At 63.7% G+C, this 14,356-nt stretch carries 15 protein-coding genes; 6 read left to right on the top strand and 9 right to left on the bottom strand.

Annotation, left to right across the window (positions count from 1 at the left end; translation table 11 throughout):
* Positions 1 to 7: 7 nt before the first annotated feature.
* Positions 8 to 544, top strand: coding sequence for a hypothetical protein (locus AC5STI_RS17305; RefSeq protein WP_490398408.1), 537 nt, complete (start codon positions 8 to 10; stop codon positions 542 to 544).
* A gap of 96 nt (positions 545 to 640) precedes the next feature.
* Here AC5STI_RS17305 and AC5STI_RS17310 read toward each other — a convergent pair whose 3' ends face one another.
* The 3 genes from AC5STI_RS17310 to ald all read right to left on the bottom strand — a co-directional run bounded on the left by AC5STI_RS17310 (position 641) and on the right by ald (position 3,914).
* A complete protein-coding gene (locus tag AC5STI_RS17310; RefSeq protein ID WP_495447532.1) occupies positions 641 to 1,447 on the bottom strand; it encodes a mechanosensitive ion channel family protein in 807 nt (268 codons plus the stop codon).
* A gap of 213 nt (positions 1,448 to 1,660) precedes the next feature.
* Positions 1,661 to 2,566, bottom strand: a complete 906-nt coding sequence (locus tag AC5STI_RS17315; protein ID WP_495447533.1) for a calcium-binding protein — start codon at positions 2,564 to 2,566, stop codon at positions 1,661 to 1,663.
* 229 nt (positions 2,567 to 2,795) lie between these two features.
* Entirely contained in the window at positions 2,796 to 3,914 is a 1,119-nt protein-coding gene (gene ald, locus AC5STI_RS17320) for an alanine dehydrogenase (protein ID WP_475049872.1), read from the bottom strand.
* A 139-nt stretch (positions 3,915 to 4,053) separates the two neighbouring features.
* Between ald and AC5STI_RS17325 the strand changes: the two genes are divergently transcribed.
* Entirely contained in the window at positions 4,054 to 4,512 is a 459-nt protein-coding gene (locus AC5STI_RS17325; RefSeq protein ID WP_475049874.1) for an Lrp/AsnC family transcriptional regulator, read from the top strand.
* 65 nt (positions 4,513 to 4,577) lie between these two features.
* Here the strand turns inward: AC5STI_RS17325 and AC5STI_RS17330 are convergent, their stop codons facing one another.
* Positions 4,578 to 5,417: a CPBP family intramembrane glutamic endopeptidase gene (locus AC5STI_RS17330; RefSeq protein ID WP_495447534.1), complete on the bottom strand. Its 840-nt coding sequence runs from the start codon at positions 5,415 to 5,417 to the stop codon at positions 4,578 to 4,580.
* Between the two features lie 269 nt (positions 5,418 to 5,686).
* Here AC5STI_RS17330 and ppk2 point away from each other — a divergent pair, with 269 nt between their 5' ends.
* Positions 5,687 to 6,604 (top strand): polyphosphate kinase 2, encoded by a 918-nt coding sequence (gene ppk2 / locus AC5STI_RS17335; protein ID WP_421053206.1) that lies wholly within the window; start codon positions 5,687 to 5,689, stop codon positions 6,602 to 6,604.
* An 83-nt stretch (positions 6,605 to 6,687) separates the two neighbouring features.
* Here the strand turns inward: ppk2 and AC5STI_RS17340 are convergent, their stop codons facing one another.
* Positions 6,688 to 7,743, bottom strand: a complete 1,056-nt coding sequence (locus tag AC5STI_RS17340; protein WP_495447535.1) for a CAP domain-containing protein — start codon at positions 7,741 to 7,743, stop codon at positions 6,688 to 6,690.
* Between the two features lie 705 nt (positions 7,744 to 8,448).
* Positions 8,449 to 8,655, bottom strand: a complete 207-nt coding sequence (gene rpsU / locus AC5STI_RS17345; RefSeq protein ID WP_005614280.1) for a 30S ribosomal protein S21 — start codon at positions 8,653 to 8,655, stop codon at positions 8,449 to 8,451.
* Between the two features lie 116 nt (positions 8,656 to 8,771).
* On the opposite strand from rpsU, the gene AC5STI_RS17350 reads away from it, so the two are divergent.
* Positions 8,772 to 9,473, top strand: coding sequence for a COQ9 family protein (locus AC5STI_RS17350; RefSeq protein ID WP_495447536.1), 702 nt, complete (start codon positions 8,772 to 8,774; stop codon positions 9,471 to 9,473).
* A 113-nt stretch (positions 9,474 to 9,586) separates the two neighbouring features.
* Here AC5STI_RS17350 and AC5STI_RS17355 read toward each other — a convergent pair whose 3' ends face one another.
* Positions 9,587 to 10,084: a GFA family protein gene (locus AC5STI_RS17355; protein ID WP_495447537.1), complete on the bottom strand. Its 498-nt coding sequence runs from the start codon at positions 10,082 to 10,084 to the stop codon at positions 9,587 to 9,589.
* Positions 10,085 to 10,350: 266 nt separating this feature from the next.
* Between AC5STI_RS17355 and AC5STI_RS17360 the strand changes: the two genes are divergently transcribed.
* On the top strand, positions 10,351 to 11,334 hold the full coding sequence (locus AC5STI_RS17360) for an NAD(P)H-quinone oxidoreductase (RefSeq protein ID WP_495447538.1): 984 nt from the start codon (positions 10,351 to 10,353) through the stop codon (positions 11,332 to 11,334).
* Between the two features lie 63 nt (positions 11,335 to 11,397).
* Here the strand turns inward: AC5STI_RS17360 and AC5STI_RS17365 are convergent, their stop codons facing one another.
* Positions 11,398 to 12,255 (bottom strand): DUF2189 domain-containing protein, encoded by an 858-nt coding sequence (locus AC5STI_RS17365; protein ID WP_495447539.1) that lies wholly within the window; start codon positions 12,253 to 12,255, stop codon positions 11,398 to 11,400.
* Between the two features lie 309 nt (positions 12,256 to 12,564).
* Positions 12,565 to 13,209 carry a ribonuclease T2 family protein gene (locus AC5STI_RS17370; protein ID WP_495447540.1) on the bottom strand — a complete coding sequence of 215 codons (645 nt, stop codon included), beginning with the start codon at positions 13,207 to 13,209 and terminating at the stop codon, positions 12,565 to 12,567.
* A gap of 144 nt (positions 13,210 to 13,353) precedes the next feature.
* Between AC5STI_RS17370 and AC5STI_RS17375 the strand changes: the two genes are divergently transcribed.
* Positions 13,354 to 14,121: a DUF1013 domain-containing protein gene (locus tag AC5STI_RS17375; RefSeq protein ID WP_495447541.1), complete on the top strand. Its 768-nt coding sequence runs from the start codon at positions 13,354 to 13,356 to the stop codon at positions 14,119 to 14,121.
* The last annotated feature ends 235 nt before the right edge of the window (positions 14,122 to 14,356 follow it).

Here is a 14,356-nt window from a genome sequence, read left to right on the forward strand (position 1 = left end):
AATTGCCATGAAGAACCGTCGCAGACCTCATTCCCAAATCACCCCGCAGATCGAGGACGCGGGCCTGTTCAAGCGCGAAGTGCGCGATGTGCCGGTGGAACTGGTGCCGGTGTTCAGCCGCAATAACCGGCGCGATCTGGTGGTGAAGGGGATCGTCAGGCCGGATACCGAGATAGAGGTGATCTTTGCCGGGCGCCGGATGCGTGAAGCGGCACCGCTGGTGGAGCGGATGAAGAGGCTGCGCGCACAGGGGGTGCGATCGGCGGAGACCGGGCACGAGGCCATGCTGCAGATCCGGCGGCTGCGGCTGCCGGTACAGGTGCGCGGCGCCTGGCGCCTGCGGTTTGAACCCGATGCCTCCGGCTGGGAGGTGAAAAGCTACCAGCTGCTGGCCGCGCAATGGGCCTTTACCGATCTTGACGGCAGCTCCGTCGTCTGCGGCTGGCCGCCCGAGGAGCCGCAGGACAGGGTGCTGGAGCGGGCCCGTGCGGTGCGCGCCCGCCAGGCTGCGGCCTGTGCCGCCCAGGCTGCGCGGGCACGCTGAGCCAGCCGCGGCCGCAACGCAAAACGCCCCGCCGCAGGCGGGGCGCCGGGCCCAACGGGATGAGGCCCGCAGGGGCCGAAGACGGGCGGGAGTGCCTCAGCCTTCCCTTTTGACTTCCACCGTATGCGGGTAGGGGATTGAGATGCCCTTGGCGTCGAATGCTTCCTTCACCCCTTGCATCAGGGCGAACTTCAGCTCCCAGTAATCCTCGGCGTTGCACCAGACCCGCGCGGTCAGGTCGACAGAGCTGTCGCCAAGGTTGGTGACCCGCACCCAGGGAGCAGGGTCCTGCAGCACCCGCGCATCGGCATTTGCCTGCTCCAGGATGATCGCCTTGGCCTCTTCGGCGCTGTCGGCGTAGTCGATGCCGAACACCAGATCAGCGCGGCGGGTGGGGTGATGCGAGAAGTTGGTGATGATCGCGCCCCAGGCCTGGCCGTTGGGCACGATGATCTGCACGTTGTCCGGTGTGGCCAGCTCGGTCACGAACAGGTTCAGGTCCTTCACCGTGCCAGAGGTGCCGCCGATGTCGACATACTGGCCGATCTTGTAGGGGCGGAACAGGATCAGCATAAAGCCCGCGGCCAGGTCGCTGAGCGTGCCCTGCAGCGCCAGTCCGATTGCCAGGGTGGCGGCGCCCAGCATGGCGACCAGGCTGGTGGCCTCGATACCGAAGATGTTGAGGATGGCGACCAGCACCACCAGGAGCAGCACCCAGCGCACTGCGCTGGCGGCAAAAGTGCCAAGCGTGGGGTCGATCCGCGGCGTGCTGTTGATCCGCCGCCGCACTACACTGCTGATCCAGCCGGTGGCGATCCAGCCGAGGATCAGCACCGCCAGCGCTTTCGCGCCATTCACCATCAGAGGCCAATAGGCGCCTGCCTGTTCCATCATCTGTTCCATGTCCGCTGTCCCTTAGCGCTGTCATTGCTTGCCCCGGACTGTCGTGGAAGAGCGCAGCTGTGGCAATAGGGCGCGGCGGGGAAACTTCTGGCGTCAAAGCCTCAACCTGTGCGGGCGGACTGGGGCCGCCGCAGGCACCGGGTCGGCATGTACCGTGAAACGGAAAGGGCTGTAAGCGGGAGCCGCGAGCTGGGCCGCAGCTCCCTTTCGTAATCAGAACAGGAACAAATCGGCGGTGACGTCCTCTGCATCGAAACCGCTGAGGGTGATGGAGACGTTGGCAAAACTGACTTCGGCGCCGCTTTCCGTCTGCGAGACCGTGAGATCGGAGAAGCCGGAGGCGCCGCGCTTGATCTGGATCAGATCCTCGCTGGCGTCGAAATTCAAGATTGTGTCGACGCCGTCTCCGCGTTTGAACACGAAGAGGTCAGCGCCATCGCCGCCATCCAAGGTGTCCTTGCCCCGGTTGCCGCGCAGGACATCTTTGCCGTCGCCGCCGTGCAGGCTGTCGTTGCCCCTTCCGCCCAGCAGCTTGTCCGCGCCGGATCCGCCTTCAATGGTATCCTTGCCGTTGCGGCCTTTGAGAACATCCTTGCCGCTGCCGCCGGAAATGAAATCGGCACCAGCTCCGGCGGAAACGGTATCCGCCCCGCGCCCAGCCTCGATAGTCTCGCTTCCGGACAGTTTGTAGTACTGTCCGGGCCGGATTATATCGTCTTCGGTTGAGCCGTTGATGGTCCAGTCCTCGCCCTGCACGAAAGATACGAACCGGTCGAGATCGAACCGGCCCGTGGCGGTGGTGGCGGTGCGGCTGGTCAGGTCGAAAAGGCCGCCCGCGCTGACATCGAAGCCGTCCAGAACCAGTTTCTTGATGGTGTGGAAAGACGGGGTCAGTGAGATTTCAGCATAGTTGAATTCGGTGATGTTGCCGGTGATGAAGTAGCTGCCGGAGCCGGGAACCCGCAAATCTTCGCCGTATAGGCTCACGGAATAGGGGTAATTGTAGATCAGCAGGAAGGTGCCAGTGTCGTATTTGTTGCTCAGCTGTGCGCCGTTGAAGGTAGCAACAAGCCCGGCCATCTGGGTTTCCAGAGACCCGGTCACAGTCATTGTCGGCATGAATTCAACCCTCGATAAGTTTTACAGTCGTTAAAAGTGCTGGCAAAAAGGGGCTATACCAAGGGTTGCGGCGTTTTCAAGGATCAACCGTGCCGATTGCCCATGGCTTTCCGTAAGGTCAAGAATTTGGAGGTCCTCGGGCGGCTGAGTGCCTGCATCCGGAACAGAAAAAGCCCCGCCGGTCCGGCGGGGCTTTTCCCTTTATTCGCTTTACCTGATGGCTTGGGCCTTACTGCTTCAGCGCCAGTTTCGGCGACAGAACGTCGATGCCCAGGGCCTCGCCGACCGCGTAGTAGGTCAGCTGGCCTGCGTGCACGTTCAGGCCGTTCAGCAGGTGCGGGTCGTCCTCGCACGCCTGGCGCCAGCCCTTGTTGGCCAGGTTCAGCATGAAGGGCATGGTGGCGTTGCCCAGGGCCTGGGTCGAGGTGCGCGCCACGGCGCCCGGCATGTTGGCCACGCAGTAGTGCATGATGCCGTCGACCTCATAGATCGGGTCGGCGTGGGTGGTCGCCTTGGAGGTCTCGAAGCAGCCGCCCTGGTCGATGGCAACGTCCACCAGCACCGCGCCCGGCTTCATTTCCGAGAGCTGCGCGCGGGACACCAGTTTCGGTGCTGCGGCACCCGGGACCAGAACCGCGCCGATCACCATGTCGGCCTCGCGCACCAGCTCAGCCGTTGCGCCGGCGGTGGAGTACTGGTTCTTGAAAGTGCGGCCGAAGACGTCGTCCAGATACTTCAGGCGGGTCAGCGAGCGGTCGAGGATGGTGACATCCGCGCCCATGCCGGCCGCGATCTTGGCTGCGTGGGTGCCGACGACGCCGCCGCCGATCACCACCACCTTGGCCGGGGCCACGCCGGGCACGCCGCCCATCAGCACGCCGCGGCCGCCATTGGCCTTCTGCAGTGTCCAGCTGCCGACCTGCGGGGCCAGGCGGCCGGCCACTTCCGACATCGGCGCCAGCAGCGGCAGGCCGCCGCGGTCGTCAGTGACGGTCTCGTAAGCGATTGCGGTGCAACCGGATTCCAGCAGGTCCTTGGTCTGCTCCGGATCGGGAGCCAGGTGCAGGTAGGTGAACAGCAGCTGGCCTTCGCGCAGCATCTTGCGCTCAACTGCCTGGGGTTCCTTCACCTTGACGATCATGTCGGCGGTGGCAAAGATTTCCTCGGCAGTGTCGAGGATCACGGCACCGGCGGAGACATAGTCCTCGTCGGTGAAGCCGGCGCCCATGCCGGCGCCTTGCTGAATGACAACCTCATGGCCGCGGATGACGGCCTCGCGGGCGGCGTCGGGGGTCATGCCGACGCGGAATTCCTGCGGTTTGATCTCGGTGGGGCAGCCGATTTTCATGTGAGTATCTCCTCAAAACTCTCTGCGGTCATTTTGCCGCAGGCAGCGGAAAAGGTGCTGCTTTTTTGGGCATAATAAAAACATGCCTTTCGAAGAATCTTCGTCTATACAGGCGAAAGTCAGCAAGGATCTTCGCAAAATGTCTTTGGACGAAACAGATCGTCGCATTCTATCGGTGCTGCAAAAACAGGGGCGCATCTCCAACGCGGACCTGTCGGAGCGGGTGAACCTGTCGGCCTCGGCTTGCCACCGCCGCGTGCAGCGGCTGGAGGCGGAGGGCTATATCCGTGATTATGTCGCGCTGTTGGATGCGCGCAAGATGAACGTGCCGACCACGGTTTTTGTGGAGATCACCCTGTCCGGCCAGGCGGATGAGGTGCTGGACGCGTTTGAAAAGGCGGTGTCGCGGATTCCGGATGTGCTGGAGTGCCATCTGATGGCGGGGACGGCGGACTACATCCTCAAGGTGGTGGCGGAGAACACCGAGGATTTCGCCCGCATTCACCGCCAGCATCTGGCGCGGCTGCCGGGGGTGGCGCAGATGCAGTCGAGCTTTGCGCTGCGCACCGTCTTCAAGACCACGGCGCTGCCGGTTTGAGCCATCGGAGGGGGTGACATGCGTGCACCCCCTGTACACCCCCTGTGCACCGGCGCGGCGGAATTTCACGCCGGGGCGGGGTAGGTGAACAGCAGGAGGTGGGTGAGGTTGAAGGCGAAATGCATTGCCACCGGCGCCCGGAACCTGCCGCTTCCCCAGTAGCCGAGCCCGCAGGCCAAACCCAGGAGCGTGGCGAAACCGGCGACCGCCGGGCCTGCGCCCAGGTGGACAAGACCAAACAGCAGGCTGCCCCCGGCGATGCCGACTGCAGGCCCGAAGCGGCGGCTGAGGCCCTGCTGCAGGTAGCCGCGGAAGAAGGCTTCCTCTGCCAGGCAGGTGAGCAGCAGGTTCGACGCCATCCACAGGAGCGCCCATTCCGGAAAGCAGGGTTCCAGCCGCAAAACGCCGGTCAGCAGGGCCAGCGGCAGCAGCGCGGCGAGGAGAAGCAGGCCGGACAGCAAGGCCGGCCGCCCCGCCGGATCATTGCGCCGCAGCAGGAAGGGCCACGCCAGCAGCAGGGTGAAGAATACCACCGGCTTGTCGAGATTCAGATGCAGCGAGTAGGGCGCGCTGGCGGGGCCGGACTGCACATTGTCTAGAATCAGGAGGTTCTGCACGCCCGGAAGCAAATGCGCGCCCAGGGCCAGCGACCAGAGGATCAGCACCGCATGGCCGATCAAGCGGACCGGGCCGCGGGTGCGGGGGATGAATGAGGCAAACAGCAGCCCGGTTGCCATTGCCACCAGAGCGAGCGGCGTCAGGTGGCCGGCAGCAACGGCGGCCGCAGCAAAGACAGCGAGCAGGGCAAAGGCCAGCCCGCGCTGCGCGCTCCAGCCGGCGGCCAGCGCCGCCATCAGGATCAGCCAGGGCCAGGTCTGGGGCAGGGTTGTCACAAGAAAGCTCATGGCTTGCACTTAATCCGGTCAGCTGCCGGCTTTCCAGCCGGCTCGGCGGGCAGGCCTGGGCTTTTGCGCTTGAACCCGGGCGGGTTTTCCGGTTGCCTTAAAGGAACCTGCCGGCCCGCGGTCTTCTGTCCGGAGGCGCTCCGTCAGGCGGTTTCCCGTTAGGCGCAGCCATGATTTCGGCGGCTGACCCTGCGGGGTGACATCAAACATTCACATGCCGCCGGTACAAGGCGGCTTTTTCAGCACCTGACAAGGAAGGAACCCTGCCCGTGACCCGCGAATATGAGACCGCATCCCTGGATTGGCTGGAAGCGGAGCTGCAGGACACGCTGGACGAGGATATCGAGATCGAGTTCTCCGAGCCGATGCTGAGCCAGGAGATCCGCAAGATCTACCGCGAGCAGCACCCGGAGATGCTGGACCGGCAGGTCTATTTCCGTAACCTGCTGCGGCTTCAGGCGGAGCTGATCAAGGTGCAGGACTGGGTGCAGCACAGCGGCGCCAAGGTCTGCATCCTGTTCGAAGGCCGCGATGCGGCGGGCAAGGGCGGGGTGATCAAGCGGATCACTCAGCGGCTGGACCCGCGGGTGGCGCGGGTGGTGGCGCTGCCGGCGCCGAACCGGCGCGAGCAGAGCCAGTGGTTCTTCCAGCGCTATGTGCCGCATCTGCCGGCGGGCGGCGAGATCGTGCTGTTCGACCGCTCCTGGTACAACCGTGCCGGCGTCGAACGGGTGATGGGCTTTGCCAGCGACGACCAGGTCGAGCAGTTCTTTCAGGACGTTCCGGAATTTGAGCGGATGCTGGTGCGTTCGGGAATCATCCTGCTGAAGTACTGGTTCTCGATCACTGACGAAGAACAGCAGCTGCGGTTCATGATGCGCATCCATGACCCGATGAAGCAGTGGAAACTGTCACCGATGGACCTGGAGAGCCGAATCCGATGGGAGCAGTACACCAAGGCCAAGGAGGCGATGTTCAAGCGCACCAACATCCCCGAAGCGCCCTGGTACATTGTCGAGGGCAACGACAAGAAGCGCGAGCGGCTGAACTGCATCGAGCACCTGCTGACCAAGATCCCTTATGAGGAGGTGCAGCATGAGAAGGTCGAGCTGCCGGACCGCAAGTACAATCCGGACTATGAGCGCCAAGTGCTGCCGGATGAGCTGTATGTTCCGAAGATCTATTGAGGTTTGAAGCCCCGGGGTAGGGGCCTGAACATGCTTAAGGGCGCGCGGCCGCGCGCCCTTATCAGATTTGCCCGGTGGGGATATCAGAACAGGAAGTCGCCCGCGCCGAGGTCCTGAGCGGTGATGCCGCTGAGCAGCATGCTGTCGCCATCGTTGTCGGTGATCAGCAGGCCGTTGGAGGTCTGGCGGGCGTGGTTGTTCATCAGATCGCTGAAACCGCCGATGCCGTCCGCTGCGCCCAGGTCGATACGCTCGCCGCTGGCGTTCGGGTTGAAGTCGGTGACGGTATCGTTGCCGCTGCTGAACACAAAGATGTCAGCGCCGCTTTTGCCGGTCAGCCGGTCATTGCCGTTGCCGCCATCCAGGGTGTCGCTGCCGCTGCCGCCGTACAGCTTGTCTTTGCCGCTTCCGCCGTTGAGGTCATCAGCACCGCGGCTTCCGCGCAGGACATCGTTGCCCGAACCGCCGTTCAGGCCGTCGCTGCCGCCTTTACCCAGCAGTTTGTCGCGGCCGTCATTGCCGCTGAGGCTGTCGCCGCCGCTGCTGCCGGTCAGGGTGTCGTTGCCTGCCAGCCCGTCCAGGCTGCCTGCGCTGCTGAGGGTCAGGCTGTCATCGCCGGCAGTGGCGCCATTGCCGGTGCTGCCGCCATCGTTGCCGCCCGAACCGCCGTCCGAACCGCCGTTGTCGAGCTGCAGGCCGGCGCTGGTCCTGGCGAAGTTCTGGGTGACCATGACAGCGTCCCAGCCGTTGAAGTTGCCCTGCTCAACGCCGATGCCGATCACTTCGACATTTGCGTTCAGGATATTCGCGCGGTGGCCGGGGCTGTCCATCAGCGAGTTGTGCAGGTCGACGACGTCGTCAGAGAGGCCGGCAGCGCCGCGCTCGCTCTGCCAGGCGATGTTCTCGGCCCAGGTCCAGCTGCCGGAGAACTGAAAACCCGCGTCTTCCATCCGGTCGCCCGCGCTGGAGCCGCCTGCGCCGGTGTGGGAGAACACATTCTGCTGCAGCATCCACTCGCTGTGGTCTTCTGCCGAATCATTGAGGCGCAGCTCCAGCTGCACTGGGTTAAGCCCGCGTGAAGTGCGCTCGGCGTTGATCAGGTCGAGCATCTGGCGCTCGAGTTCGCTTGCCTGTGACATCGTTTACTGCTCCGTGAGTGTGCCGGCTGTGCGGCGGTGCGCTATCCCGTTAACGGAAATTCCCGGCGCTGGAAGGGCAGCACTGTGGCGGGGCGGGATTGCGGCAAAGCTCTGCCCGAAGCGCGGGGCGCGATACGCGGATTCCTGCGCGCAGCGCGGGTACGGGCAGGCCGGTTCCTCCGCCGGCGCTATCCCGCCGCCTGGCGCAGGCGGGGACGGCGCGGGATTCGCTCTGAGCTGCGGGGCAGGCGGCCGGGGATGGATTTTCATGCTGCGGAAACGGGCGGGCCGGGCGCCGGCGGGGGGAAGCTGGCGGCGCCCGGCGTCAATTGAAAACCCGGAGAGGCGTGCCTTGTTTGCAGGGACCAAGACAGGCGCCGGTATTAAAGGGGGGGACGCAGCCAGCCCCGGGTTTCAGTGTTCCGGGTGTTCCAGGCCCGGACGGCGGGGACAAGGTAAGGGAAACGCATCAGCTTTGCCCTGCCGTGCCACCTTTATAGCAGGCAGAAGTTAAAAAATACACCCTAAAGATGTAATCCTAAAGATTTCACGATTTTTGCGTGTGCTGCAAAAAAGCTCGGCGATGTTTGCGGTCCGTTAAAAATGACGAACCCCCGGGCGGGGCCGCGGGGGTTGTCTGAACTTATTTTCCGGCAGGTCCGGGGACCGCCGTAGTGCTGTCCAAAGCTGGAGAGCAAGGTTTGCTTACAGCAGACCTTCGCGCTGGGCTTTCTTGCGTGCCAGTTTACGGGCACGGCGGATCGCTTCAGCTTTCTCGCGCGCTTTTTTCTCGGACGGCTTCTCGAAATGTTGCTTGAGCTTCATTTCGCGGAAGACGCCTTCACGCTGCAGCTTTTTCTTCAGGGCACGAAGCGCCTGATCGACGTTGTTGTCGCGAACACTAACCTGCATGTGGTTTTCACCACCTTTCTAAGTTGAGTTGCAAGGATTTGCAGGAAGTGGCCGTATAGCAAAGCGCCGCTAATTTGTCTAGTAGGGTGTCAGGACACTGCCAGCTGGAGGGTGAGATGACCGAAGACCAGGATCACGCGCAGGACGATATCAGGGAAAAACTGCTGGATGCGGCGCTGTTGCATGTGCCGTTTGACGGCTGGTCGGAGGTGACGTTCCGCGCCGCTTGCCACGACGCCGAGGTGCCGGAGGTGCTGGCTCATGCGGTGTGCCCGCGCGGCGGGGTCGACCTGGCGCTGGCCTATCATGCGCGCGGCGATTCGCTGATGCTGGAGCGGCTGGCGGCCGAGGATCTGTCGGGGATGCGCTTCCGCGACAAGGTGGCGGCGGCGGTGCGGTTCCGGCTGGAAGCGGTCGACGACAAGGAGGCGGTGCGCCGCGGCACAACGCTGCTGACGCTGCCGCAGTACGCGGGCGACGGGGTCAAGGCGATCTGGACCACTTGCGACCTGATCTGGGATGCACTAGGCGACGGCTCCGACGATCTGAACTGGTACACCAAGCGCGCCTCGCTGGCCGGGGTCTATTCTGCCACCGTGCTGTACTGGCTCGGCGACGACAGCCTGGAGCATCAGGCGACCTGGGACTTCCTGGACCGGCGCATCGACAATGTGATGGACTTCGAGAAGTTGAAAGCGGGGCTGCAGAAGAACCCGCTTCTGAAGCCGTTCCTGGTGGGGCCGAACTGGCTGGCTGAGCAGATCAAGCCGCCCAAGGCCCGGGATGATCTGCCGGGGGCGCTGAACCCGCGGCGGTGAGGCGGGGCCGGGTCGCTGAATGTAGCCGGGCGGGTACCGGGTGAACTGGCCTTGAGGCCGGTGAACCGCAATTGGTCTGCCCGGGGCGCACGGACGCCGCACCAGTAGGGTCTCTAGCCTCGCGGCAAATCTTCAACTGCCGTCGGGACACTTAGAACAAAGGCTTCCTCCGGTTCGCCGTCCAGCGTGGCAGCGTGCTCCCAGTAGGCAGGAATACCGGCATGTATGACCGTCCCGGGGCGGGCGGATGAGACGAAAATCTGCTTGGTGTTCGATGGATCAAGCGTGGCAACCGCCGGGTCATCCAGGGTGCCGCCAAAAAGACCCACCATGTCCGGCCACCTTTCATAAGTCATGTAGAGTTTCGTGCCGCACTCTCCGCAGAAATGGATCTGAATCCTTTTCCCGCTGCCTTCAGAGATATGCGCATAGGCACGCGGTGCACCTTGGGTTACAGAAAAAACGGACAGGGGAGCCACAGGCAGGATCATTTGCGCGCCCCCTGTCGCACGCTGACAGAACTTGCAGAAACAGATCGTCGTTCTGGCGGGGCGGTTGGCCATTGCGTATGCAACGGCCCCGCATAGGCACTTGCCGGTAATGTCAGCCATAATTTGTACTCTCTGTGGAAGAAGAACGTCGTGCGCCCTTGGCAAGGGAATCTTCCCCTGAAGCCGGATCATTGGCAACACTTTGGATCAGGACCCGGTAATCCTGCACCGCAGTCGCCAGCCCGCCTGCTGCCATTTTGCCCTTTGGAACCGAGGCCCGCTTCCGAGAGCCACTCCGCAAACCGCCCCAGCTGCGGCGCCTTTGCTGTTTGCGCTTGACGGGACGGGTGCTAGGCAAGGGGCAAGGATCAGGAGGACATATTCCGATGACAGAGATGATGCGCGCGGTGGAGATCAGTAAACCCGGCGGGCCGGAGGTGTTGCAGCTGACACAGCGCCCGGTGCCGCAGCCGGGCCATGGCGAGGTGGTGATCAAGGTGGCCTATGCCGGTGTGAACCGCCCCGACGCGCTGCAGCGTGCGGGCGCCTATGACCCGCCCAAGGGCGCCAGCAACCTGCCGGGGCTGGAAGCCTCGGGCGAGGTGGTGGCCGTAGGTGAGGGCGTCAGCGGCATCGCGGCAGGCGATCAGGTCTGCGCGCTGCTGCCCGGCGGCGGTTATGCAGAATATGTGGCGACGCCTGCGGCGCATTGTTTGCCGGTGCCGGAAGGGATGGAGCTGAAACAGGCGGCATGTTTGCCGGAAACCTTCTTTACCGTCTGGTCCAATGTCTTCACCCGCGGCGGGCTGAAGGCGGGCGAGCGGTTCCTGGTGCATGGCGGCTCTTCCGGGATCGGCACCACCGCGATCCAGCTGGCCCGGGAATTCGGGGCGCGTGTGTTTGCCACCGCAGGCTCGGACGAGAAGTGCCAGGCCTGTCTGGATTTGGGCGCCGAGCGGGCGATCAACTACCGCGACGAGGATTTCGTCAAGGTGATGCGGGAGGAAGGCGGCGCCGATCTGGTGCTGGATATGGTTGGCGGCGACTACATCCCGCGCAACGTCAAGGCGATGGCCGAGGACGGGCGGCTGGTGCAGATCGCCTTTCTGCAGGGGCCGAAGGTGGAGCTGAACTTTGCCCTGATGATGGTGAAGCGGCTGACGCTGACCGGCTCCACCCTGCGTCCGCAAAGCGATCTGGCCAAGGCGCAGATTGCTCAGGACCTGCGCGAGGCGGTCTGGCCCTTGATTGCGGCGGGCAAGGTGGCGCCGGTGATGGACAGCGAATTTGCGCTGGAGGACGCGGCCGCGGCGCACGCCCGGATGGAAAGCTCCGGCCACATCGGTAAGATCGTTTTGAAGGTCGGGTGACGCCTCAGGAGGTCCACGCAAAAAGGCCGGCGGATCCGCCGGCCTTTTTTGATTGCATGGGTGCTACTGCACGGCGCGCCGGTAGAGGTGCCAGGTGGCATGGCCCAGCACCGGCACCACGATGATCAGCCCGGCCAGGAACGGGATTGCGCCGATCACCAGCGCGGCGCCGACAAGCGCGCCCCAGGTCATGCAGACCACCGGGTTCCTGCGCAGCACCTTGATCGAGGTGGCCACTGCCACCGGCAGGCCCACGTGGCGGTCCAGCAGCAGCGGGAAGGACACCAGGCTCATCGCCAGTGCGGCAAAGGCAAAGACCGCGCCCACCGCGCCGCCGGCAATTGCCATGATCCAGCCGGCGCGGGTGGTGAGCACGTCGCTGGCGAAGCTTGCGATCGAGGCCGGCGGCTCCGGGCCCAGGGTGCGGCTGTAGATCATGTCAGCCGCCACCAGCCAGATAATGAACAGCACCGCCAGATACAGCCCCAGCACCAGGATGGCGCCAAAGGCCGGCGAGCGGATGACGCCGAAGGCATCGACCCAGCGCGGCTCAAAACCATCTTCGCGGCGCTTGGACATTTCATAAAGGCCGATTGCTGCGACCGGCCCGAGAATCGCGAAGCCCATGATCATAGGCACGATCAGCGGCAGCAAATTCATCGACAGGCTCATCACAATCAGCGCGATGCCGATGAGCGGATAGAACAGCACCAGGAACATCGCGTCGCTGCGGCAGGCGGCAAAGTCCTCAAGACCCGCGGCCAAAGAATGGATGATGTCATCCATGCTCAGGTCGCGCGCCTTGGGCATCTCTCTGACACCGTCGCTGCCCATTTCGCTGACGGTTTCGCTGATATGGTGCCCGGTGGTTTCTGCACCCTGCAGAAGCCAGCTGAGCGGATTACCGATTGTTTTTGCCATGCGCTTCCTCCTCCTCGCTGACCAAAACGGAAGTGCCGTTCAGGCAGGGCCGGGCGCGGCACATAATCTAATACTAGCACAATTCTCGGCAAAGTGTGCTTCACAGGCCATTTATTGCCGCGCGAGGAGAGGGGCGCCTGGCGGCGCCGGCCTCCGGCGGGAGTATTTGCAGAAAGATGAAGAGGCGGCGGCTTCGGCCGCGCCGCTTGGAAAGCGTGTGGCGGCAGCTTCATCTTTTCCGAAAAACTCCGGGGTGAATTGGCCGAAAGGCCAAGAGGGGCAGCGCCCTTGCTTGGTCTTCGGGCAGGTTCAGCGCACCGGCGCGAAGCGCGCGTCCTTTAGTGTGCAGTCCTTGATCACATCGCGTCCGCAGGGCACAGGGGCAAGTGATTTGGACAAGCAGATGCGGGCCTCTTGGATGGCGCCGTCGCGGCAGGTGATGGTCAGGCTGTCGCGCGTCAGGGAGGGGTTTTCCTTGAGGAACGCCTCCTCCACCACCGATGCGGGCAGGGTGACGGGTTTGTCCAGCTTGCGGAAGGCGGCGGGGCGGGTGACGCGGGCGTAGGCCTCGCGCATCAGGGTGTAATACTGGCGGGCGCTGAGGCCCGCGCAGGTGCCGTGTTTCTTCCACTGGTGCCAGGCGAGGCCCGCGCTGCCCATGATGTCCGCCATGTCCCGGCTCATCGCCCGGCTGGGCGGCGCCTCGGAGGTGCGGCAGTAGCTGGGCCAGCTGCGGTGGTATTGCGGCCAGAGCCCGTGCAGGGTCCAGCCATAGTCATGGCGGGCATCGCATTGGTCCGCATCGCGGGCATCGCCCTCCTGTTCGCACCAGTTCGGCGACCAGCTGAGCGCCAGCACGTAGTAGTCAAACTCTCCGGCCGGCTCGCCTTCTGCCGCCGCAAGCGCGGCAATACCGGTCAAAACAGCCGCCAAACCCAGCAATAACTTGCGCATTGGCCTCTTTCCTTATGAAATCAAGCTGACTATATAGGGCAGAAGTTCCCCGACAACGGAAACCTGCCCCGCACGCCGGGGACGCCCTTTCAGGCGGCGGGAGAGATGTATCCGGGGATCAAGGTGTTTTAAGGAGATGAGCACATGGCAAAACCGTTGATGGCCAAGGCAACCGCCGTGTGGCTGGTGGACAATACCACGATCAGCTTCAAGCAGATCGCAGATTTCGTGGGAATGCACGAATTGGAAATCCAGGGCATCGCCGACGGCGAAGTGGCGGTGGGCGTCAAGGGCTTTGACCCGGTGGCCAACAACCAGCTGACCCAGGACGAGATCGACAAGGCGCAGGGCAACCCGCTGCACAAGCTGAAGCTCAAGTTCAACCCGGCAGCCGCTGGCGAGGAAAAGCGCCGCGGCCCGCGTTACACCCCGCTGTCCAAGCGCCAGGACCGTCCGAACTCGATTCTGTGGCTGGTCAAGTTCCACCCGGAACTGAGCGACGGCCAGATCGCCAAGCTGGTGGGCACCACCAAGCCGACCATCCAGTCGATCCGCGAGCGCACCCACTGGAACATCGCCAACATGCAGCCGATCGACCCGGTGGCGCTGGGCCTGTGCAAACAGTCCGAGCTGGACTCCGCGGTGCAGAAGGCGGCGGCCAAGAAGGCAGCCGAGGGCGGCGTAATGAGCGACGACGAGCGCCGCAAGCTGGTGTCCACCGAGCAATCGCTGGAGATGGAAGCCGAACCGAAGATCCCGAGCGCCATCGAAGGCCTGGAGACCTTTACCCTGGGCGGCGGCTCCAGCAGCGAGGAGGAGAAGAAGGAAGAGGAAATCCTCGACGCCGACAGCTTCTTCAACCTGCCGTCTGGCGCTGACGACGAGGACGACGACGAGGATTCCCGTATCTGATCCAGGCGGGCCTGCCCGGGCCGGATTTGGGAAAGTCATTAAAAAGCCGCAAATCCGGTGCTCCGGATTTGCGGCTTTTTCTGTTAGAATTGAGTCTCAAGGTTACAATATGTTGACTACGCACCAATGATTTGCGCAGCATGATGTTGCGGGCGGCTGTGTTCCAGGTTGCTCGCAGTCATTGGGAAACGGGAAAGGCCTCCGCAAAGAGGGGCGGCTTCCCGCTGTGTCGGGG

The sequence above is a fragment of the Leisingera sp. CC-HEC096 genome (assembly GCF_059429235.1).